The following is a 21,720-nucleotide window of genomic DNA, read 5'->3' on the forward strand; positions in this document are numbered from 1 at the left end:
TGTTCTGGAGGTCGCTCGACGGCGGCACTGCCGCCAAGCGCGGATCATCGAATGCGGCTGAGATCGGTCCGTCGGGATGAGATCGGTCAATCAACGGACCGATCTCATCCCGACCGACCGAAGTCGAACGAGTTCGGTCAGACGCTGCGCTCCAGACGTCGGGTCTCGACGGCGACCGCCGCCAGGCTGAGCAGTCCGCCGGTCACCAGCACGAGCGGCACGAGCATCCAGACGAGCACCGCGCACATCGCGAGGGCGGCGAGCAGCAGCGCCGACCCGGTCAGGTCGTCGCGGGACCGCGCGGCCCCGCGAGCCAGCACCTGCCGCGCGCCGGCGGCACCCTGCGGCGCTGTCCCGACGCCCGGTGCTGTCCCGGCACCCGGCGCCGTCGCTGCATCCGGCGCCGTCCCGACGCCGCCTCCCTCGTCGTCGGACCACGCCGTCGCGGCCCGGACCAGCACCACGGCGGCGCAGATCGCCGCGATCCACGTCACCCACCGGACGGCCGGGGCACCCGGGAGCGCGCCCGACGCCGTCAGCCCGGTGTTGACGACGACCACCGCCACCACGCCCAGCAGCAGCATGCCCAGCGTCCAGAGGCTCCGCACCGCCGCGAGCCAGTCGTGCGCGTAGCTCCGGACGGACGTGTCGTACCCGCCGACGTGCCGGCGCAGGTGGGCCGTCCCGGCGGCGAGCGCCGCCGGGACCGTCACCACGGGGATGCTCCCGACCAGGACGAGCACCCCGGTCAGGAGCGTCTCGCCGAGCAGGGCGAACCCCTCGCCGCGGACCCTGCGGCGACCGGCGCGCGGGGTCTCGGGCTCGTCGGCCGGTTCCTCGGTGCTCACGCCGCTCAGCCCTTGAGGCCCTGCGTCGCGACGCCGTCGACGAGGTAGCGCTGGAACAGCACGAAGAACAGCAGCACCGGCACCAGCGCGAGCACGGCCATGGCCATCTGCGCGCCGTAGTCGGACACCGACGTCTGGTCCACGTACAGCCGCAACGCGATCGGCAGCGGGTACGTGTCGGGCTGCTTGAGGTACAGCAGCGGCCCGAGGAAGTCGTTCCAGGACCAGATGAACGCGAAGATCGAGCTGGTGATCACCGCCGGCCGCATCAGCGGGAGCAGCACGAGCCGGAAGATGCCCCAGTGCCCGCACCCGTCGATCCGCGCGGCCTCGTCGAGCTCACGCGGCAGCCCGCGCAGGAACTGCACCATGAGGAACACGAAGAACGCCTCGGTGGCCAGGAACTTGGGGGCCAGCAGCGGCAGGAACGTGTTCACCATGCCCATGGAGTTGAACAGGATGTACTGCGGGATGATCACCACGTGGAACGGCAGCAGCATCGTGCCGATCATGACCGCGAAGTACACCCCGCGCCCGGGAAAGCTGATGCGCGCAAACGCGTAGGCGGAGACCGTGGCGGACAGGACGATGCCGACCACCGAGCCGACCGCCAGGATCAGCGAGTTGAGGACGAACGTCCAGAACGAGACCCCGCCGATCCCGCCCAGCGCCGAGACGTAGTTGTCGAGCGTCCACGTCTCCGGCCACAGGTTCACGTTGCCGACGATGTCGCCGCTCGGTTTGAACGAGCTCATCACCATCCACACGCCGGGATACAGGATCACCGCGGCGATGGCGAGCACGAGCACGTGGAACACCACGGACCTGGTGCGCTTCCGCCGGTTCGCGACCACGCTCGCGGTGGCACTCACAGTTGTCATCGCAGTAGTCATCGCACGTCTCCCGTGTAGTGGACCCACGCACGCGAGGTGCGGAACAGGATGGCCGTGATGATCCCGACGACGAGCACGAGCACCCAGGCCATGGCCGAGGCGTACCCCATGCGGAACTCCGTGAAGCCCTTGATGTAGAGGTAGAACGTGTAGAACAGCGTCGAGTCGGCAGGGCCGCCCGTGCCGCCCGAGATGATGAAGGCCGAGCTGAACACCTGGAACGCGCCGATGGTCTCGAGCAGCAGGTTGAAGAACAGCACGGGGGACAGCATCGGGACGGTCACCGAGAGGAAGCGCCGGACGGGACCGGCGCCGTCCACCGCTGCGGCCTCGAGCAGCTCGGGCGGGATCTGCTTGAGGCCGGCCAGGAAGATCACCATCGGGGCGCCGAACTGCCACACCGCCAGCAGGATCATCATCGGCATGGTCATGTTGGGATTGCCCACCCAGCCGCCTCCGGGGAGCCCGAAGAACTGCTGGACCTGGTCCGCGACGCCGTCGTCGATGAACATGGCACGCCACACGATCGCCACGGAGACGCTGGCCCCGATGAGCGACGGCGCGTAGAACATCGAGCGGTACGCGCCCTGGCCGCGATGCTTGGCGTTCAGCAGCATGGCCACCGCCAGCGCGGCGGCCAGCTTCACCGGCACCCCCACGATCACGTAGATGGCGGTGACCTGGGCCGACTTCAGGAAGCGTGGGTCGGCGAACAGGGCGGTGAAGTTGTCGATCCCGATGAACTCCGGTGCCCGGAACAGGTTGTAGTCCGTGAACGCGAGGTACAACGACATCAGCATCGGGCCGGCCGTCAGCAGCACGAACCCCAGCAGCCACGGGGAAAGGAACGCGTAGCCGGCGCGCGTGTCGGCCCGGCTGCGCGACGGCTTTCCGGCGCCGCCCCGTGCGGGGGGCGACGGTGTCGCCGCCCCCCGCACGCTGCCGCTCCCGGCCCCGCGGCCGCGCTCGGTAGTGGTAGCTGACACGGTCACTCGCCGCCGAGGTTCGATTCGGCGCTCTGGAACCACTGGTCGGCGAACTCCTCGGCCGTGATGTTGCCGTACGAGAGCTCCTCGCCGAGCCGCTTGAACTCGACCTCGACCACGCCGTAGCCCTCGACGGGGATCGGGGTGTCGGCGGTGACGAGCTCGGCCACGTCCTCCTCGTAGGAGACGATCTTGTCGTCCACGGAGCCTTCCGCCACCTCCATCGCGTCCTTCTGGGCCGGCACGGCGGGCACGCCCTTCGACGTGCCGAAGATCTTGCCGACCTCCGGGTCGTTCACGAGGAAGTCGATGAGCTTGGCTGCGGCGTCCGGCTCCTGGGTGGCGGCCGACGACGAGAGGAGCATCGACGGCTTCCAGAACTGCTGCGAGCCGTCGGCGCCCGTCGGCACCGGCAGCAGGCCGACGTTGTCGGTGCCCGCACTCGCCGCGTACCCGGCCGTCATGTTGTCCCAGGTCAGCTCGGTGGCCGCCTCGTTGACCTGGAGACCCGTGAGGGGCTCCACCTGCTTGGCGCGCTCGACCGGGTAGAACACGCCGTCGTCGCGCATCGGCTGGGTGCGCTCGACCCAGGCGACGAGGTCCGCCTTCTCGAAGGCCGGCGAGCCGTCCTCGGCGAACGCGGTCTTGCCCTGCTGGAGCAGCCACTGGATGAACAGCCAGAGGGTGCCGGTGTAGTCGGTGCCGCCGTAGACCTGCGGGTCCTGGTCGGCGCCGGCCGCTGAGACCTCGCGGATCCAGGCGTCGTACTCGTCCCAGGTCAGGCCCGCCTCCGGCGGCTCCATGCCGAGCTCGTCGAGGAGGTCGTCGTGGTGGATCATGCCGAGCGTGTTCGTGCTGGTCGGGATGCCGTACTGCCCGCCGTTGACCGAGCCGGAGCCGAGCAGGGTCTCGTCGTAGTCGCCCGTCTCCAGGTTGACGTCCAGCTGCGTCGACAGGTCGAGGAGCTGGTTGTTCGACGCGTACTGGTGGATGTAGGCGAGGTCCATCTGGAAGACGTCGGGCAGGGTCTGGCCGGCAGCCTCGGTGCTGCGGGCGGTCCAGTAGTCGTCCCATGCCTGGAACTGGGTCTGGACGTCGATGTTCGGGTACTTCTCCTCGAACAGAGTCACCGCTTCCTCATAACGGGAGGCGCGGTCGTCGTCTCCCCACCAGACGAGCGACAGCTCGATGTCCCGGTCGGTGGCGACGGGCGCTGCGTCGGCCGATGCGGCGGTCCCGCCGCCTCCGCACGCCGAGAGGGCGAGCGCCGATGCTGCTGCGATAGCCGTGGCGTGGACGGCGGCCTTCCTTGTGGTGGTGCGTGTGCGAACCACGTGAGCCTCCTTGCTCGTACTGCTGTTGGCACGCCGGCTGCATCCTCGACGGCCGACTGAATCGATACAATACTCGTCGGGGAAGCGTTGTCCATAGCAAGCGGGTCAGGAATCAGTAACGAAGTACATCGATAGAGACCGAGGCCTGGTCAGCCACGGAAGCCCGGCCACCCACGACCGGCCCGCTCGCCGCTCAGCGCGGCGCCGCTCCCAGGTCCTTCACGGGAGCCCACGCGGGACCGGTCCCGCGCATGGAGCCGTGGAACGGGTCGCCCGGCCCGATCTCGCCCGCCCGGACCACTGCTCCGGTGAACGCCGACCGGTAGATCGCGGCGACCAGCTCGAGCGTGCCGCGCACGTCGTGCACCGTGACCGGGGGCGCCTCCCCCGCGACGAATGCGCGGTAGGTCGGCACGAGCTGGGCAAGGTGCCCGGAGGGCAGCGCCGCCGGGTCCGGCTGCCACAGCGGCCCGACGTCGTCCCGGCCCTGCGCGGGCGTGAACGTCCAGTCGGCGTCGGAGTACCCGTACAGGTGCGACAGCTCGACGGTCGCCGCCTCGGTGTCGAACCGGAGGGAGGAGGTCTCCCGCGGGGACAGCAGGGAGTTCGTGATCGTGGCCATCGCACCGCTGGCGAAACGGACGATCGCCATCGAGACGTCCTCGGTGTCCACGTGCCTGGCGAGGCGCCCCGCCATGGCCGTCACCTCGGACCACGGCCCGAGGACCGCCAGCAGCAGGTCGAACTGGTGGATGCCGTGGCCCATCGTCGGGCCGCCGCCCTCGGTGTCCCACCGGCCGCGCCAGGGCACCTCGAAGTACTCCGGGGCACGGAACCACAGGGTGTCGCAGGTCGCGACGAGGGGGCGGCCCAGCGCTCCGTCGTCGAGCAGCCGCCGGAGCTGACGTAGCCCGTGCCCGAACCGGTGCTGGACCACCTGCGTGAACGTCGCGGCCGAACCGGCCTCGGCCTCCGCGATCCGGTCGAGCTCCGCGAGGGACAGGGTGGCGGGCTTCTCCACCACCACGTGCACGCCGGCCTCGAGCGCGGCCACCGTGGCGACCACGTGGGCACCCGGTGGCGTGCACACGTGCAGCACGTCCGTATCGGCCAGCACGCCGGCCAGGTCGGTCCCGTGCGCGGCGGCGCCGTGCTTCCGGGCGAACTCCTCCGCCCGGGCCGCATCGATGTCGACGGCGTGGGCCAGTACGGCGTCCACCCCGTGGTCCGCCAGCCCGGTGATCGCTTCCGCGTGGGCTCCGGCGATGGCACCGGTACCCAGGATCGTGACTCTCACTCTTTCTCCGTCCTCGTCGACGTGGGATCGAATCGTTTCAGAATGCGCTTTCCAAGAGGCTACGGGAGGAGCTGCCAGGCGTACAGGTCACCGTGGTGGCCGGTACGCCTGACAGCTCGCGGGCGCGGCACGGCTCGGGAGGCACAGGCCTCAGCGCGCGACGGCGCCGATCTCCGCGGCCACCGCGTCGAGGAAGCTCTCCGGCGTGCTCTCCGGCAGCAGCCCCGGCAGGCCCAGGAGGGCACGGACGTCCTCCTCGGTACCGGCCAGCCCCTCGACGTCGCCCAGGCCGTCGGCACCGCCCGGCACCTCGAAAGCGGTGACCACTGCCTCCAGCTCCTCGGCGCGGGGGTCGTCGACGCCCTCGCCCGAACGCGTCCGGCGGCGGACGAACTCGGCCCATGCGGCCAGGGCGAACGCCACCCCCTGCGGCTCCCGTCCGGCGGCCAGTGCGTCCGTGAGGACCCCGCCCCACCGGAACGGGATCTTCTGCGTGCCGTCCATCGCCACCTGGGCGGTGGTGTGCCCGGTGTGCGGGTTGGCGAACCGGGACAGGATCTGCTCACCGTACTGGTGCAGGTCCAGGCCGTCGGGCGGGGTGAGCGTCGGCAGCGCGTCCTCGAACAGGTACTGGCGGGCGCGCTCGGCGATCGCCGGGTCGACCACCGCCTCGGCGATCGTCGTGTGCCCCGCGAGCCACCCGGAGTAGGCGACGAGCGAGTGGGTCCCGTTCAGCAGCCGCAGCTTGGCCTGCTCGAACGGGGCCACGTCCTTGGTCAGGGTGGCGCCGGCGGCCTCCCACGCGGGGCGCGGCCCGGCGAACCGGTCCTCGATCACCCACTGGGCGAACGGCTCGCCGACCACGAGCCCTTCGTCCCGGGCACCCAGTGCCTGGCTGACGTGGTCACGCTGCTCCGGCGTCGTCGCGGGCACGATCCGGTCGACCATGGAGCACGGGAACGTGACCCGTGCGTCGAGGAACCCGCGCAGGGCGTCGCCGTCCGCCCCTGGCAGGCCTGCCTCAGCGGCCTGCCGCACGAGACGCTCCAGCACACGGCCGTTGTCCACCATGTTGTCGCAGGTGAGCACCGTGATGGGGGCGGCGGAGGCCGCACGGGCCGCCAGGCCCCGCACCAGGAGCCCGATCGCCGAGCTCGCCGGCCGCACGGGTGCCTCCCCGCGGACATCCGCCTGGAGCGCCTCCAGGTCTCCCGCCACCGCCTCCAGGTCGAGCGACCCGTCCGGTTTCCGCGCGTAGCCCTTCTCCGTGATCGTCAGCGTGACCACGTGGGTCGACGGCGCCGCGAGCGCCGCCAGGACCCGCTCGGTCTCCTCAGCGGGGTAGGCGACGTCGACGACCGAGCCGATGAGCTCGACCGACGACTCCTGCTCCCCGGCCGTCAGCACCGCGTACACCCCGCCCTGCGGGCGCAGCTGGTCGCGGACCCGCGCGGACCGCTGGGTCACGCCGAGGATCCCCCACGAGGTGTCGCCCGTGGCGATCGCCGCGCGTTCCGTATAGACGGCCTGGTGGGCCCGGTGGAACGCCCCTATGCCGAGGTGGACGATGCCCACCGCCGTCGGCGTCACGGGCGCGTCGATTCCTACGGGGACGTTGTCCCGGTGCAGGCGGTCGTCAGTCATCACGTGTCTCCTTCACCTGTGCCACGAGCTGCGTCGGGTTCACGAACCGCAGCGCCACCACGAGCATGACCAGCATGGTCGCGGTGTAGATCACCGACATGGCCGAGATGAGCTGCCTCGCCTCGCCTCCGCCGGCAGACGTCATGCCACGGTAGATCGCAACGACGAGTGTGTCCGAGCCAGGACCGGACACCAGGAAGGTCAGCTCGAACAGCCCGACGGTCCGTACCAGAACCAGGATCGCCGCCGCGAGGATACCTGGCACGAGGAGCGGGGCGAGAACCCGCGTGAACACCTGCCGGGTCCGCGCACCGCACATCCGGGCCGCTGACTCGATGGCGGGGTTGATCTGTTCGATGAACGGCGTCATCGTCAGGATCACGAACGGCACGGACGGGACGAGGTTGACGAGCACGACAGCGGTCAGCGTGCGCCCCAGCCCGAACGAGTACATGACCGTCGCGAGCGGGATGCCGTAGGTGATGGGGGGCATGAGCACCGGCAGCAGGAACAGCAGCATGACGGCGCGCTTGCCCGGGAAGTCGCGGCGGGCCAGCACGTAGGCGGCGGGCACCCCCACCAGCACGGAGATGACCACGACGAGCGCCGCCACGCCGACGGTGACGCCGACGACCTCGCCGAGCGAGAACCTGTCCCATGCCTCGACGTAGCGGTCGGTGGTCAGGCCCTCGGGCAGCCAGGTGTCGAACCACTGGCGGCCGAACGAGTCGACGACCACCGCGATGATGATCCCGAGCAGGAATACCGCGAACGCGGTCATGCCTGCCCACACGAACCACGTGGACGGCCGGGCGGCGATCGGCCGCGCCAGCGTTGATACGGCCATCAGCCCTTCCCTCCTGTGGTCCCTCGGTACAACAGCGAGCGCAACCCCAGCACCGCCGCCACGACGAGCAGCTCGACCACGCCCATCATCAGCGCGATGGTGGACGCCATCGCGTAGTCGTTCTGTTCGCCGAACGCCCGGAACGCCATGAGCGACATGACGCGGGTCTCGCCCATGGCGTCACCGACCAGCCGCGCCGACGGGAACACGGAGAACGCGAGCACGAACGTCAGGATGAACGTGGTGGCGAGGCCCGGTGCGAGCAGCGGCAGGATGATCCGCCGGAACCGCTGCCACCAGCCGGCGCCGAGCGTCTTGGCGGCCCGCTCCAGTGACGGGTCGATACCGGACAGGTAGGACGAGATGAGCAGGAACGCGAACGGGAACCCGGTGATCACCAGGGAGAACATGACGCCCAGGTAGTTGTTCACCAGCCGGAGCGGCTCGTCGATCAGCCCGATCTCGAGCAGCGTGCGGTTGATCCAGCCCTGCCGGCCCGCGAAGATCAGCAGGCCCTGTGCCGTGAGGACCGTGCCGAGCGTGATGGGCAGCACGAGCAGCGACGTGAGCAGCCGCTTGCCGCGGAACCGGTGCCGCAGCACCATCGCCACCGGGATCGACGCCAGCACGTTGAACAGGGCCGCCGGGAGCGCGAGCCGCATGGTGAGCCAGATCGAGTCGAACACGAACGGGTCGCGGAAGAACGCCACGTAGTTCGCGAAGAGCCCGCCGCCCCACTGCTCCTGCATCTCGGCGCTCGGCTGCACGGTCAGCCCGATCCCGTACGAGAACGGGTAGACGAACAGCGCGATCGCGAGCACCAGGCCCGGCAGCAGCAGGAGCAGGGTGGGGTCCACACCCCGCTCGGCCAGGCGGTGCCGCAGGCTCGCCGTCGACCGCATCGGCTGCTGCCGGACGCCGCTCACGGCGCACCCCCCAGCTCGCCCTTTGCTGTGGGCGTGATCGTTGCGCCTAAAACGGGCACGTAAGCGCAATGATCACGCCCACAGCAAAGGGTGGGGCTGGTCATGCCGCCACCTCCACGGGCGCGACGGCGTCCAGCGACTCCGGGAACACCAGCACCCGTTCGACCGGCGCCGTCAGCCAGACCGCGCCGCCCACCTGCGGTGCGGCCGGCGTGCGCGCGTGCAGCATCGTGTCACCGGTCTGCACCCCGACGGCGTGCTCACGACCCTGGTACTCGACCACCGACACGGCGCCAGGGATGGCCCCCGCGCCCACGCCCTCCGTGACGCTGGTCGCGACCGAGAAGTCGTCCGGACGGATGGCCACCCGCACGCTGTCCCCGGCACTCAGGACGCCGACCGCGCGCCCGGTGAGCCGCGCGCCGCCGTCGGCCGTACCGGGAAGCTTGACGACCGCCTCGTCGCCGGAGGCCGAGACGACGGTGGCGGGCAGGATGTTGCGGTATCCCATGAAGTCCGCGACGTACCAGCTCGTCGGGCTCTCGTAGAGCTCGTCGGGTGTGCCGATCTGCTGCACCCGTCCGGCGCGCAGCACGACCAGGCGGTCGGCCAGGGACAGCGCCTCCTCCTGGTCGTGCGTCACGTAGATGGTGGTGAGCCCGAGCGACTGGTGCAGCCTGCGGATCTCGGTGCGCATGTCGAGGCGGAGCTTCGCGTCGAGGTTCGACAGGGGCTCGTCCATGAGCACGAGCGACGGCTCGAGCACGACCGCACGCGCGATGGCGACGCGCTGCTGCTGCCCGCCCGAGAGCTGGCCAGGCAGCTTCTTGGCGTGCTCGTCGAGCTTGACGAGCTTGATCGCCTCGCGCACCCGCGCGTCGATCTGGGCCCGAGGCAGCCCCTGCATCTGCAGGCCGAACGCGACGTTCTTCTCGACGGAGAGGTGGGGGAACAGCGCGTAGGACTGGAAGACCATCCCGAACCCGCGCCGCTCCGGTGGCAGGGTGTCGATCCGCTTGCCGTCCAGCAGGATCTCGCCGTGCGTGAGCGGTAGCAGGCCGGCCAGGCAGTTCAGGGCTGTCGACTTGCCGCAGCCGGACGGGCCGAGGAGGGCGACGAACTCGCCCGCCTTGATCGTCAGGTCCAGGTCGGCCAGCGCGTCCACCCCGCCGAACCGCCGGCCCACGCCGCGCAGCTCCAACGACTCGAAGTTGCTCACTCTGCTTCTTCCTCCACCTTGCCGCCGCCGACCTCGCGGTCCCAGATGTCGAACGCGGTCACCATGGACTCGGCGTCGAGCGGCACCACGGCGTCCTGCGACTCGATGAGCTCGTCGAACATGGGACGGCCGAACTCCTCGATCACGTCCTGCGACTCCTGCGGCGCGAGGTCGAGCGTGGCGCCCTCGACGGCCGGTCCTGGGTAGAAGTAGCCGGCGTCGTACGCCTTGGCGTTCTGCTCCGGGGTGAGCATGTCCTGCAGCAGGAGCATGATCGCGCTGATCTTGTCGGCGCTCTGCCCCTTCGGGATGGCCGCGTAGTGCGCGTCGGTGACCCAGGTGAAGTCGTCGAACGCTGCGGTCTCCAGCGTGTTGGGGAGCTGACCCTCCGCACGCGGCGCGATCTCCCAGCCGGTGGTCGTCGGGATCATGCCCCAGGTGCCGTCGGCCATGTTGGTGACGACCTGGCCGGTGCCCGTCGGGTAGGTGTCGACGTGCTGGCCGAGCTCCTTGAGGTACGCCCAGGTCTTGTCCCAGCCGTTCTCGGGGTCGCTCGGGTCCTCGTCGCCCAGGATGTAGGGCAGGCCCATGAGGAACGTGCGGCCGGGGCCGGAGTTAGCGGGACGGGCGTACCCGAACTTGCCCGGGTTGGCCTCGGCCCACTCCAGCAGCTCCTCCGGGGTGGCAGGCGCTGCGTCGACGACGTCAGGGTTGTACTGCAGCAGCGGCCCGGACGGGTAGTACGTCGTCACCACGCCGTAGCCCTGGGCGAGCTCCTGCATCTTGGCGGCAGGCTCCAGGTAGTTCTCCTGGTTGGACACGCGGTCGCCGTAGTCGTCGACGATCGGGAGCCACAGGTCCTGGCTGATCCCCGCTGCCAGCCCGTCGTTACCGGTGAACACGACGTCGATGGACAGGTTGCCGCTGTCGACCTGGGGCTTGACGAGGCCGGTGACGTCGGGCGCGCCGCCGGTCTCCCAGGTGACGGACTCGATGACGTCCGGGTTGTTCTCGACGAACTCGTCGACCATGCCCTCGGTGAGCCGCTGGTTGCCCGCGACGTCGAGGATGTTCAGCGTCACCGGCTCGGCGGGCGTGTCGGGGACGTCGGCCGGGTCGGAGACGGCGCTGCCACCCTCGCCGCCGGGGGCCTCCGGTGGCGTACAGGCGGTCAGCAGGGTCAGTGCCGCGACGCCGACGAGCGCCACGGCCTTCTTCGAGGTTCGCATGATGCCTTCCTCTCTCTCGGGCTCCTTCGCCCAGGGGGTGTAGCCGGGACGGGCGTCAGTTGACCGGCCCGGCGGGGACGGGTCCTGTGGACCCGCGAATCGTGAGCTCCACGGGGAGCTGGGCACTCGTCGCCGTCCCGCCGCGCAGGCGGACGAGCAGCAGGTCGACGGCGCGCCGGCCCAGCCGCGCGAGCGGTGCGTGCACCGTCGTGAGGGCAGGCGAGACGAGGGTGGCGAGCTGGACGTCGTCGAACCCCACGACGGACATCTCGCCGGGCACGTCGACGCCGCGGTGCCGCAGCCGGTCGAGGATGCCGAGCGCCATGAGGTCGTTGAACGCAACGACGGCGGTGACGCCGCTCGCCAGGGCATGGTCGGCGGCCTGGACCCCACCGGCGAAGTAGGGCTGGAAGGTGCCGAGCTCCACGAGCTTGACGTCCCGTTGGTCGGCGGCGGTGATCAGCCCGGCGACACGGCGTACGCCCGACCAGGACGAGACCGGGCCTGCGGCGACCCCGACGGTCCGGTGCCCGAGCGCGGACAGGTGCCCGAGCGCCTGGGCGACACCGTCGGCGTCGTTCACGCAGACGTACGGGACCTCGGGCTCTCCGGAGCCGGTGGCCGGCAGCTCCCGGCTCGCCAGGACGGCGGTCACGCCGACCAGCGCCGCACGGAGCTCCGCCTCGCCCGACCGCGGCGAGGCCACGAGCACGCCGTCCGTCCGGGCGGCGAGCGCGCCGATCAGCTCGGCCTCGACGTCGGCGTCCTCGTCGGAGTCGGCGACGAACACCTCGTACCCCTCGGCACGGGCCCGCGCCTGCACTGCCTTGGTCACCGTCGCGAAGTACGGGTTCTCCAGGTCGGGTACCAGCAGGCCCACGGCGTGCGTCCGCCCCATCCGCAGGCCGCTCGCCGCGTGATTCGGCCGGTAGCCCAGCTCGGTGGCGATGCGCGTCACGCGGTCACGGGTCTCGGCGGCCACCCGTTCGGGCGAGGCGAGGGCGCGCGACACCGTGGAGATCGAGACTCCGGCGGCGCGAGCGACGTCGTGCACCGTGACCATGGCACCTCCTTGTGACCGTTGCGACGCTGCAAACGTTTGCACCCTACCCTAGGTTAGAGTGCAAACGTTCGCATCCACCTCCGTCCGGCCGCCTGATGCACCGGCCCGGCAATGACGCCAGGAGCACACACGAATGACCCCTTGGACCCTGCACCCTGACCGAGCGCTACCCGCCGACCCCGTGACGCGGCCCATCGCCCGCGAGATCTACCAGGCGGTGCGGGACCTCCCGATCGTGTCGATGCACGGCCACGTCGACGTAGCGGCCTTCGCGGACGACGAGCCGTTCCCCGATCCCGCCCAGCTGCTCGTGGTCCCGGACCACTACCTGACCAGGATGCTCGTGTCGCAGGGCGCGCGGCTCCCTGAGCTGGGCGTCGGGCCGGCCGACGGCGCCGGTTTCGAGTCCGACCCGCGCGAGATCTTCCGCCGCTTCTGCGCCGGCTGGAAGCACTTCCGCGGCACTCCGACCCGGTACTGGATGGAGCACGAGCTCGTCGAGATCTTCGGCGTGACGGTGCAGCCGTCCGCCGAGACCGCCGACCAGGTCTACGACCAGGTCGCCGAGTGCCTCGCCGACCCGTCGTTCCGCCCCCGCGCGCTCCTGGACCGGTTCGGCATCGAGACCATCGGCACGACGGATCCCGCGTGGAGCACGCTCGAGGCGCACGCCCGCCTCGCCGCCGACCTGCCCGGCCGGGTGCTGCCGACCTTCCGGCCGGACCCGCTGCTGCACCCGGCCCGGCCGACCTGGCGTGGCGACCTCGAGCGGCTCGCGACGGCGTCGGGCATCGCCACCACCACGTACGCCGGCTACCTTGAGGCGCTCCGCGAGCGCCGCGCCGCGTTCGTCGCTGCGGGCGGCCTGGCCACGGACCACGGCCACTTCAGCGCGGACACCACCCCGCTGCCCGACGACGCCGCGCGCACCCTGTTCGAGAAGGCGCTGCAGGGCGGCCCGGGCGGCCCTGGGATCACGGCGGAGGAGGAATCGGCGTTCTCCGCGCACATGCTCTTCCAGATGGCGGCGATGGCTGCCGACGACGGGCTCGTGATGCAGTTCCACCCCGGTGTGCTCCGCGACCACGACCCGGCGGTCGCCGCCACGTTCGGGCCCGACAAGGGGTACGACATCCCCGTGACGACCGAGTTCGCGCGCGGTCTGCGGCCGGTGCTGGAAGCGTTCGGCAACTCGGAGAGCTTCCGGATGATCGCCTTCACGGTGGACGAGGACGTGTACTCCCGGGAGCTCGCGCCGCTGGCCGGTGTGTACCCGGCGCTGCGGCTCGGTGCCCCCTGGTGGTTCCTCGACGCACCGGACGCGATGCGCCGGTTCCGCGAGTCGGCCACGGAGACGGCCGGCTTCTCGAACATGTCGGGGTTCGTGGACGACACCCGCGCGTTCTGCTCGATCCCGGCCCGCCACGACCTGGCCCGACGCGTCGACGCCGGCTACCTCGCCCGGCTGGTCGCGGAGCACCGGCTCGACCTGGACGAGGCCCTGGACACCGCTGCCGACCTGACCTACCACCTGCCGAAGCTGGCGTACGCGGCACGGTGACGAGTCGACGCCGTCGAGGTCGGCAGTCCGCATCGAGGTCGGCACATCTCTGTGCCGACCTCGATGCGAACTGCCGACCTCGTCAGGCTGGGCGAGGGGCCAGCGGACCGCCCGGGCCAAAGGCCAGGGCCGCGAACCGTTCACCGATGCGCTGGTGCGTCGCGGCGTCCGGGTGGAGCCGGTCGGGCAGGGGCAGCTCGGCGGCGTCGGCGTGGCCGTAGAGCTCGAGGCCGTCGAGGTAGTGCAGGTTCGGGTCGGCCGGCGCACGCTCCACCACGATGCGGGCGAGCTGCTCGCGGATGACGGTGAGCGTGAGCTTGCCGGCCGCGCGCTCGGCGGGGTCGCCGGTCGCGCGGAACCGCAGCAGGCCCTCGGCCAGCGCGTCCTCGTCGAAGGTGCCTGGTCCCGGCGTGTCCTCGTGGATCGGGCAGAGGATGGGCGAGACCACCAGCAGCGGCGTGTCCGGGTGGCCGTCGCGGAGGGTGTCGAGGAAGCCGTGGACGGCGGGGCCGAAGGCACGCAGCCGCATCAGGTCGGCGTTCACGACGTTGATGCCGAGCTTCAGGCTGATCAGGTCGGCCGGCGCGTCACGCATGGCGCGGGCGGTGAACTGGTCGAGCAGGGCGCTCCCCCCGAACCCGAGGTTGACGAGGTCCACGCCGCCGCGGGACGCGGCGACCGCAGGCCAGATGCCGGTGGGGCGCACCGCGTTGGAACCCTGGCTGATCGAGCTGCCGTGGTGCAGCCACACCGGGCGCCGTTCCGGCGCCGGCCGCACCGGTGCGTCCGTACGCAGCTCGACGAGCTCGACGGTCTCGTTGTGGGGCAGCCAGAGCTCGACGGACTTCTCGCCCTCGGGCAGCCCGTCGAACCGGAGGCCGCCGACGGGCCCCTGTTCGGTCTCGCGCGCTCCGGTGGTCATGTCGATGGTCACCACGGTGGCCTCGGCGAGGCTCGCCTGGCCGGCCGGGTGTCCGTCGACGACCAGGTCGAAGACGCCGAGCGGCCGGGCGGGAGCGCCGCGGAAGCCGAACCGCACCGCGTGCGCCCGCAGCTCGATGCTGGTGGCAGCGGTCGTGACGGCCAGGCGCACCCCGGACGGCTGGGACTCGGCCATGGCGAGCTGTGGGTCGGCGGCCTGGGCCCGCGCCCAGGCAGGCAACCGGTGCACGCGCACGCCGGTCGGCGTCTGCTCGAGCTCCGGTGCACCTCGCAGCAGGTCGGCGGTGACGGGGGTGGCGATCTGAGCAGGCCCGGCGGTCATGGTCACCAGCGTAGGGGTGGTCCCGCCGCCCGACCGGCTGCCGCCGGGTGTTGCATCCTGGTTGAGGAACCCCGACCGGAGAGTGGACCTGAACCAGCTCGCTGCGGCACAGTTCAAGCACACCCCCACATATCCGCACATCAACCGCAAGACGGACGGGACGACGACCTATGACCGGTGATTCTCCGCGCTCTACCTCAGCTCCCCATCCCGCCTGGCTGCCCGATGACGCGTTCGCCGCGATCGGCAGCCGCCGGGTGGTGGTGGCGGGCGACGGCGCACTCGCTGGAACGGTCGCGGAAGAGGTGGCTGCTGCGACCGCGCGGTTCGGCGGCGCGTTCTCCCGCCTCGAGGTGGGCGACGGCGTGGCCGACGCCGAGCTGGTGCTGACGCTCGCGTCGTCCGATGCCTCGCCGGCCGACGTCTCGCCGGCCGACGTCTCGCCGGTCGGTGTCTCGCCGGTCGACGCCGACGAGAGCTTCCGGTTCATGCGGGAGTCGGGCGCCGTCGTCGTGCAGGCGACGACCGACGCGGGGCTGCTGTACGGGCTGTTCCACGTGGTGCGCCGTGGCGAGGCCGCCTTCGCGGGGCCCGACGCCGACGAGACGCACGCCCCCGCCACGGACCTGCGGATGCTCGACCACTGGGACAACGTGGACGCGCACCCCACGATGGGCCAGGTGGAACGGGGATACTCGGGCGGATCCATCTTCTACGACAACGGTTTCGTCCGGGCGGACCTGTCCCGCGTCGAGCGGTACGCCCGGCTCCTCGCAGCGGTGGGGATCAACCATGTGGCCATCAACAACGTCAACGTGCACGCGCACGAGGCGCGGCTGCTGACCGACGACCTCGGCGACGTCGTCCGGATCGCCGCCGTCTTCCGGCGGTGGGGCATCCGGGTGCACCTGTCGGTCTCGTTCGCGTCCCCGATCACGCTGGGCGGCCTGGACACGTCCGACCCGCTCGACCAGGACGTCGCGCACTGGTGGGTCCGCGCGGCGGCGCGGGTGTGGGAGGCGATCCCCGACTTCGGGGGGTTCGTGGTCAAGGCCGACTCCGAGGGCCAGCCGGGCCCGTTCGCCTACGGACGCACCCATGCCGACGGCGCGAACATGCTGGCGGCGGCCGTCGAACCGTTCGACGGCCTGATCCACTGGCGGGCGTTCGTCTACAACCACCGGCAGGACTGGCGCGACCGGTCGACGGACCGCGCCCGCGCCGCGTTCGACCACTTCCACCCGCTGGACGGCGCGTTCTCTGACAACGTGATCGTGCAGGTCAAGTACGGCCCGCTCGACTTCCAGGTGCGCGAGCCCGTCTCGCCGGTCGTCGCGGCCATGCCGCACACCCGGATCGCCCTGGAGCTGCAGGTCACCCAGGAGTACACGGGCCAGCAGAAGCACGCCGTCTACCTTGGGCCACAGTGGAGCCAGATCCTCGGGTTCCGCTTCTGGGAGCCCGTCGGCCGCGACGGCGGCTCGCCCACCGTGGCAGACCTCGCGACCGGCCGCGGCAAGGCCTCCGAGGACCCGGGCACCGGGACGTGGCGCAAGCCGGCGGGTGGGTTCGCCGCCGTCTCCAACGTCGGCGACGACGAGTTCTGGACGGGGCACCCGTTCGCCCAGGCCAACCTCTACGCGTACGGGCGGCTGTGCTGGGACCCGACGCTCGACCCCGGCGCCGTGCTCGACGAGTGGATCGGGCTCACGTTCCCGGGGGCGCCGGACGCCGTCGGCCAGGCGGTGCACGCAGTGCTCGATCGGTCCTGGGAGACGTACGAGCAGTACACGGCACCCCTCGGCGTCGGATTCATGGTGCGCCCGGGCCACCACTACGGGCCCGACGTCGACGGCTACGAGTACACCCCCTGGGGCACGTACCACTTCGCGGACCGCGACGGGATCGGCGTGGACCGCTCGGTCCGCACGGGAACCGGGTACGCGGGGCAGTACCCCTCGCCCTGGCGCGAGACCTACGAGTCGCCGTCGACCTGTCCCGACGAGCTGCTCCTGTTCTTCCACCACGTGCCGTACACGCACGTGCTGCACAGCGGGAAGACCGTGATCCAGCACATCTACGACACCCACTTCGAGGGCGTCGCACGGGTCGAGGCGATGATCGAGGCGTGGTCGGGGGTCTCGAAGCTCGTGGACCCGCGCTTCTCCGAGCGGGTGTCTGAGCAGTTCGCGGAGCAGCTCCGCAGCGCGACGGAGTGGCGCGACCAGCTCAACACCTATTTCCTCCGCAAGTCGGGCACCCCCGACGCCCACCACCGCCGCATCTATTAGGTCCGGCCGGATCAAGGGTGATCGGTAGAACGTCAGGTGATCGGTAGAACGTCAGGTGATCGGTACCCCGGGGGTACCGATCACCTGACGTTCTACCGATCACTCGTGGCTACCGACCCTGCCGCGGGACGTGGCGGGTGTGGCTGAACGTGCCCTTGCCGAAGGCAAGGACCTTGGTCGGATCCACGGCGAAGACGAGCGCTGGGCCGCCGATGTCGTTGCGGAAGACGCCGTCGCCCACCTCGTACACCCACTGCCCGTCCCACTTGGTGCGCCAGGCCGCGGCGAGCCGCCCCAGCAGCTCCGGGTCGGTGACGCGGCGGGCGGGGCCCTCGACCATGACGTCAAGACCCGCGTCCCAGGTGTCACGCCCCGTGGTCAGCACGACGTTCGGGTTGGCCGCGAGGTTGACTGCCTTCTGCTCCTCCGGTCCGGTCGTGAAGTGCAGCGCCCCGTCGAGCCAGACGGCGACGAGCGGCGTGACGTGCGGGCGCCCGTCGGCGCGCACGGTGGTCAACCAGGTGATCTGGGCGTTCTCGAGCACCTCCCGGGTCGCCGACCAGCTGGTCGGCTCGGCGTCGGGGTCGCTGAACCGGCTGTCGATCGTGGTGACGGGGTCGTTCATGATCGTGCTCCTCGAGGTTGTGTGGGAAAGAGGTCTGCGACGAGGCGGTCGACCTCGCCGGCGGTGCTCCAGTCCGCGCTGAAGCGGTTGCGCATCACCGCGACCGCGAGGCCGGAGTCGATGTCGGCCCAGGCGGCGGATCCGTTGCCCCCGGCCATGCCGAACGTCGAACCCGACCGGGCAGGCACGCCGCCCGGGCGGTACTCGCTGAACCCGAAGGCCCAGGTGGTGGCCGGTAGGCCCATCACCTCGTCCGGCCCCGCGTACGCCGGACGCGCCAGCTCCGCCAGCCGGTCCGGTGAGACGAGCGGAGACTCCGCGTGGCCCAGCAGGCCCGCATAGACCCGAGCCGCCCCGCGCGCCGTCATGGTGCCCTGTCCGACGAGGTCGCTGGTGAGCACGTCGCGGCGGTTGGCGAGGTCGGCGGTCGGCCGGGTCGCGGGCGGGACCGCCCGGCCGGCGGGCGTGCCCGGACCGGGGTGGTGCAGTGGCACGCCCTGCGCCACCTCCTGTCGCGCGACGCGGTCCAGCAGCGCCGGCGGGACGCCGAAGTGCACGTCGTCCTCGACGCCGAGCGGCCCGGTCACGGCCTCGTGCAGCCACGAGGTCAGCGTCCGCCCCGTCGCCCGGCGTACCGTCTCGCCGAGCAGGAAACCGAAGGTGTGGACGTGGTACCCGAAGCGAGTGCCGGGCTCCCACCAGGGTTCGGCGTCCGCGACCGCGCGGCACATCAGGTCCCAGTCGCACAGGTCCTCGACGGTCGTCTCGTACGGCAGGGCCGGTACGCCGGCCGTGTGCATGAGCACGTGCCGCAGGGTCACGCCGCCCTTGCCGTGCGCTGCGAACTCGGGCCACACGTCGGCGACGCGCAGGTCGTAGGTCAGCTCGCCGCGCTCCACGAGCACGTGGGCGACGGCGGAAGCCATCCCCTTGGCCGTCGAGGTGGCGAAGAACAGGGTGTCCGGGGTGACGGCCACGCCTCGCTCGGCGTCGGCCAGGCCGCTCACCGCGTCAACGACGAGCTCGCCCCCGTGGATGACCGCCACCTGGAGGCCGGCCTCGCCGCCGTCGGCCACGAGGCGGTCGACGGCCTCCTGGACGCGCGCCTGTGGGGTGCCCGTAGCGTTGTTCGCCATGCAAGGTCCGACGGGCGGCGGGCGGGAAAGTCATCGGCGCAACCGACGCACGAGCGTCGGAACCCTGGAGACAGAGCCTGGTATCACCTTGATACCTTGGCTGCCTGGCTAAGGTATCAAGGTGATACCTTAGCCAGGCAGCCCAGTTCAAGATGCGCAGCAACTCCAGAGGAGCCACTCTCATGGCTATGACACTCCGCCTCACCGAAGAAGAGGACCGCGCGCTCACCGCCACTGCCGAACGGCTGGGGGTCTCGAAGCAGGAGGCCGCACGTGAAGCCATTCGTGTGTTCGTCGACGAGCGCGCACACTTCGAGGACGTCGTCCAGCGCGCCGTCGACCGCTTCGGCCCGGTCCTCGACCGGCTCAAGTAGCGCCGCGCATGACTATCCGATATCTGACCGCATCCGAGCTGCTCTGGATCGCGGAGCAGTTCCTCGGTCGTGCCGTCGAGGTCCGCGACCCAGGCCTGCTCGATTCCGCAGTCACCCGCCCAGCATCTTCAATGATGGGCGTCGAGGCCTACCCCACGATCGACCTCAAGGCTGCCGCGCTGCTCGATTCCTCTGTCAACAACCACGCGCTGATCGACGGGAACAAGCGCCTCGGTCTGATAGCCGCCGCAACCTTCTACGAGGTGAACGGCTTCTACTTCGACCCACCACCCGATGACATCTACGAGCTGGTCATGGCCGTGGCCGACGGGTCACAGCGTGACGTCGCGAAGATCGCCGAGGTGCTCACGAGTTGGCGTGCGCCGCTCGCGCCGGAGGAGAACCGGCTCACCTGACTCTCTGTGCGCTTGCCGGCCGCGACGACAGGTCGCCTAACCTGCGGTCGCCCGCGGGGCGTACATGATGATCGCGACGCCGACCAGGCAGACCAGCGCGCCGATGACGTCCCAACGGTCGGGGCGAAAGCCGTCGACCACCATGCCCCACACGAGCGAGCCCGCCACGAAGACGCCCCCGTAGGCCGCAAGGATCCGGCCGAAGTTGGCGTCGGGCTGGAGGGTCGCGAAGAACCCGTACAGGCCCAGCGCGATCACTCCGGCACCGATCCACAGCCAGCCCCTGTGCTCGCGCACGCCCTGCCACACGAGCCACGCGCCACCGATCTCGAACACCGCGGCGGCGACGAACAGGATGATCGAGCGGGTCACGTTCATCGTGCCGTGCCCCCCGGCGTCGGCGCGGAGCTCCTCATCCCGTCCATGCCACGACCGTAGCCCGTCGAGCTGGCTCGACGGTCACGCTGCGACGCTCAGCCGGCGTCGAAACGCTCCTCGCCCTCGAGATCCGGGTTGTCCTCGGGATCCTCGCCGGGGATCGCCTCCGACCGCTCGTCCTCCTCCGCCGGTCCCGGGTTCTCCCTCGGCGCCCCCGCGGCGTCCGTGACCCCGCGGCCCTGGCCCTCGCCGGGGACCGGTGGCCCCGGACTGGGCACGTGGCCCGGCGCTACCTCGTTCTCGTCGTACTCGCTCTCGCTCATGCTCGGCTCCCTCCCGATGGGGTGGTGCGGCGGCGTGACCGTGGAGCACTCCACGCCGCCGCTCCTCGACCGTACGGCGCCGGCGTCTCGCTCGCACCCAGTCCCGCTGGCTCCGGAGGGGCACCTCCGGCCCGCCTAGAGCGGGGTGTCGCCAGGAGTCTTCCGGTCCTGGACCAGGGCCCGTGCCGGCAGGCCGATGTCCCAGAACTGGATGGTCTGCAGCAGCCAGAAGAGCGCGAAGGTCAGCATCATCACGGTCTCGACCACGAACAGCGTCTGCGGGAACAGGTCCGGGACGTACCGGTCGAGGACGACCATGGTGGTCAGGCCCACCACGAGCACGACCGCCATCACCACGGCTATCCACCGGTACCAGACCCGGTACGCGGCCGCCGACATGCCGCGCAACCGCTCGAACGCCTGGGCGGTGACCGCGTGGTCGGAGCCGTTGATCCAGGCGACGGCCACGAGACAGGCGAACAGCAGGACCGCCGCGGCGTAGTGGGCGACCGCAAGGAAGCTCGCCGGCCACGCCAGCAGCCACGTGCCGGTCGCCGCCCACGTCAGCCAGGTCAGCCACAGGTCGGCTCCCTGGCGGCCGCCGAGGTCGCGCCGCCGTGGCCACGTCGCCAGCAGCAGGACCAGGCCACCGACGAGAAGCAGCGTCCCGACGTTGTTGCCCACCCGCTCCGGAACGTCCAGGCAGTACGGCTCGACGGTGCACATCGCGGCGTCGAGCGGCGTCGGGACCAGCGCCACGACGAACGCGAACATGCCCGCGAAGTTGAGCAGCACCTCCTCGGCCCCGTGCCGGCCCTTGATCGCGATGAGGCACGTCCCGATGCCCACCAGCGTGCCGACGAAGATGCTCTGCACCGGCGAGTAGAAGTACGCGCTGATCGACGCGTGCCACCACTCCTCGCCGGAGCCGAGCCTCCCGTGATCGGCGACCACCTGCATCGCCAACGACACGAACAGCACCAGCACCACCGCCACTATCGCCACCCGGAGATAGCGGTAGGTCAGCCGTACCGGGTCCCCCTGCTTGATCACCATGCGCTCACCC

Annotated in this window: 21 protein-coding genes; 4 read left to right on the plus strand and 17 right to left on the minus strand. The window is 70.9% G+C overall.

Annotated elements, in window-relative coordinates; all coding sequences use genetic code 11:
• Positions 1-137: 137 nt before the first annotated feature.
• The 11 genes from ACFS27_RS28920 to ACFS27_RS28970 all read right to left on the minus strand — a co-directional run bounded on the left by ACFS27_RS28920 (position 138) and on the right by ACFS27_RS28970 (position 12,286).
• Entirely contained in the window at positions 138-848 is a 711-nt protein-coding gene (locus ACFS27_RS28920; protein WP_377190777.1) for a Poxvirus protein I5, read from the minus strand.
• A gap of 5 nt (positions 849-853) precedes the next feature.
• Positions 854-1,741 (minus strand): carbohydrate ABC transporter permease, encoded by an 888-nt coding sequence (locus ACFS27_RS28925; RefSeq protein ID WP_377190779.1) that lies wholly within the window; start codon positions 1,739-1,741, stop codon positions 854-856.
• Complete coding sequence (locus ACFS27_RS28930) at positions 1,738-2,733, minus strand: carbohydrate ABC transporter permease (RefSeq protein WP_377190781.1); 996 nt, start codon at positions 2,731-2,733, stop codon at positions 1,738-1,740. Before ACFS27_RS28930 ends, ACFS27_RS28925 begins: the two co-directional genes overlap by 4 nt.
• On the minus strand, positions 2,730-4,061 hold the full coding sequence (locus ACFS27_RS28935; protein WP_377190783.1) for an ABC transporter substrate-binding protein: 1,332 nt from the start codon (positions 4,059-4,061) through the stop codon (positions 2,730-2,732). The genes ACFS27_RS28930 and ACFS27_RS28935 overlap by 4 nt, the downstream gene beginning before the upstream one ends.
• A gap of 193 nt (positions 4,062-4,254) precedes the next feature.
• Complete coding sequence (locus tag ACFS27_RS28940) at positions 4,255-5,358, minus strand: Gfo/Idh/MocA family protein (protein WP_377190785.1); 1,104 nt, start codon at positions 5,356-5,358, stop codon at positions 4,255-4,257.
• A 150-nt stretch (positions 5,359-5,508) separates the two neighbouring features.
• Positions 5,509-7,002, minus strand: coding sequence for a mannitol dehydrogenase family protein (locus tag ACFS27_RS28945; protein ID WP_377190787.1), 1,494 nt, complete (start codon positions 7,000-7,002; stop codon positions 5,509-5,511).
• Positions 6,995-7,849: an ABC transporter permease gene (locus ACFS27_RS28950; protein WP_377190789.1), complete on the minus strand. Its 855-nt coding sequence runs from the start codon at positions 7,847-7,849 to the stop codon at positions 6,995-6,997. The genes ACFS27_RS28945 and ACFS27_RS28950 overlap by 8 nt, the downstream gene beginning before the upstream one ends.
• Positions 7,849-8,775, minus strand: coding sequence for an ABC transporter permease (locus ACFS27_RS28955; RefSeq protein ID WP_377190791.1), 927 nt, complete (start codon positions 8,773-8,775; stop codon positions 7,849-7,851). The genes ACFS27_RS28950 and ACFS27_RS28955 overlap by 1 nt, the downstream gene beginning before the upstream one ends.
• 100 nt (positions 8,776-8,875) lie before the next feature.
• Entirely contained in the window at positions 8,876-9,994 is a 1,119-nt protein-coding gene (locus tag ACFS27_RS28960; RefSeq protein ID WP_377190793.1) for an ABC transporter ATP-binding protein, read from the minus strand.
• The gene (locus tag ACFS27_RS28965; protein WP_377190795.1) at positions 9,991-11,223 is read right to left on the minus strand and encodes an extracellular solute-binding protein; all 1,233 of its coding nucleotides are present in this window, start codon (positions 11,221-11,223) and stop codon (positions 9,991-9,993) included. The genes ACFS27_RS28960 and ACFS27_RS28965 overlap by 4 nt, the downstream gene beginning before the upstream one ends.
• 55 nt (positions 11,224-11,278) lie before the next feature.
• Complete coding sequence (locus ACFS27_RS28970; protein ID WP_377190797.1) at positions 11,279-12,286, minus strand: LacI family DNA-binding transcriptional regulator; 1,008 nt, start codon at positions 12,284-12,286, stop codon at positions 11,279-11,281.
• Between the two features lie 133 nt (positions 12,287-12,419).
• Here ACFS27_RS28970 and uxaC point away from each other — a divergent pair, with 133 nt between their 5' ends.
• Positions 12,420-13,847: a glucuronate isomerase gene (gene uxaC / locus ACFS27_RS28975; RefSeq protein WP_377190799.1), complete on the plus strand. Its 1,428-nt coding sequence runs from the start codon at positions 12,420-12,422 to the stop codon at positions 13,845-13,847.
• 82 nt (positions 13,848-13,929) lie between these two features.
• On the opposite strand, the gene ACFS27_RS28980 is transcribed toward uxaC, so the two are convergent.
• On the minus strand, positions 13,930-15,111 hold the full coding sequence (locus ACFS27_RS28980; protein ID WP_377190801.1) for an SGNH/GDSL hydrolase family protein: 1,182 nt from the start codon (positions 15,109-15,111) through the stop codon (positions 13,930-13,932).
• 170 nt (positions 15,112-15,281) lie between these two features.
• Between ACFS27_RS28980 and ACFS27_RS28985 the strand changes: the two genes are divergently transcribed.
• On the plus strand, positions 15,282-17,402 hold the full coding sequence (locus ACFS27_RS28985) for an alpha-glucuronidase (protein WP_377190803.1): 2,121 nt from the start codon (positions 15,282-15,284) through the stop codon (positions 17,400-17,402).
• Positions 17,403-17,511: 109 nt separating this feature from the next.
• Here the strand turns inward: ACFS27_RS28985 and ACFS27_RS28990 are convergent, their stop codons facing one another.
• Both ACFS27_RS28990 and ACFS27_RS28995 read right to left on the minus strand, forming a co-directional pair.
• Positions 17,512-18,027, minus strand: a complete 516-nt coding sequence (locus ACFS27_RS28990) for a pyridoxamine 5'-phosphate oxidase family protein (RefSeq protein ID WP_377190805.1) — start codon at positions 18,025-18,027, stop codon at positions 17,512-17,514.
• The gene (locus ACFS27_RS28995; protein WP_377190807.1) at positions 18,024-19,163 is read right to left on the minus strand and encodes a serine hydrolase domain-containing protein; all 1,140 of its coding nucleotides are present in this window, start codon (positions 19,161-19,163) and stop codon (positions 18,024-18,026) included. Before ACFS27_RS28995 ends, ACFS27_RS28990 begins: the two co-directional genes overlap by 4 nt.
• Before the next feature lie 182 nt (positions 19,164-19,345).
• On the opposite strand from ACFS27_RS28995, the gene ACFS27_RS29000 reads away from it, so the two are divergent.
• Both ACFS27_RS29000 and ACFS27_RS29005 read left to right on the plus strand, forming a co-directional pair.
• Positions 19,346-19,537 (plus strand): ribbon-helix-helix protein, CopG family, encoded by a 192-nt coding sequence (locus ACFS27_RS29000; protein WP_377190809.1) that lies wholly within the window; start codon positions 19,346-19,348, stop codon positions 19,535-19,537.
• Positions 19,538-19,545: 8 nt separating this feature from the next.
• Positions 19,546-19,953, plus strand: coding sequence for a type II toxin-antitoxin system death-on-curing family toxin (locus ACFS27_RS29005; RefSeq protein WP_377190811.1), 408 nt, complete (start codon positions 19,546-19,548; stop codon positions 19,951-19,953).
• 36 nt (positions 19,954-19,989) lie between these two features.
• Here the strand turns inward: ACFS27_RS29005 and ACFS27_RS29010 are convergent, their stop codons facing one another.
• The 3 genes from ACFS27_RS29010 to ACFS27_RS29020 form a co-directional block, all read right to left on the minus strand.
• Entirely contained in the window at positions 19,990-20,331 is a 342-nt protein-coding gene (locus ACFS27_RS29010) for a YnfA family protein (protein ID WP_377190813.1), read from the minus strand.
• A 95-nt stretch (positions 20,332-20,426) separates the two neighbouring features.
• On the minus strand, positions 20,427-20,654 hold the full coding sequence (locus tag ACFS27_RS29015) for a hypothetical protein (protein WP_377190814.1): 228 nt from the start codon (positions 20,652-20,654) through the stop codon (positions 20,427-20,429).
• A 135-nt stretch (positions 20,655-20,789) separates the two neighbouring features.
• Positions 20,790-21,710: a hypothetical protein gene (locus ACFS27_RS29020; RefSeq protein ID WP_377190816.1), complete on the minus strand. Its 921-nt coding sequence runs from the start codon at positions 21,708-21,710 to the stop codon at positions 20,790-20,792.
• Positions 21,711-21,720: the final 10 nt, after the last annotated feature.

It is taken from the genome of Promicromonospora vindobonensis (assembly GCF_042685865.1).
GTDB lineage: Bacteria > Actinomycetota > Actinomycetes > Actinomycetales > Cellulomonadaceae > Promicromonospora > Promicromonospora vindobonensis.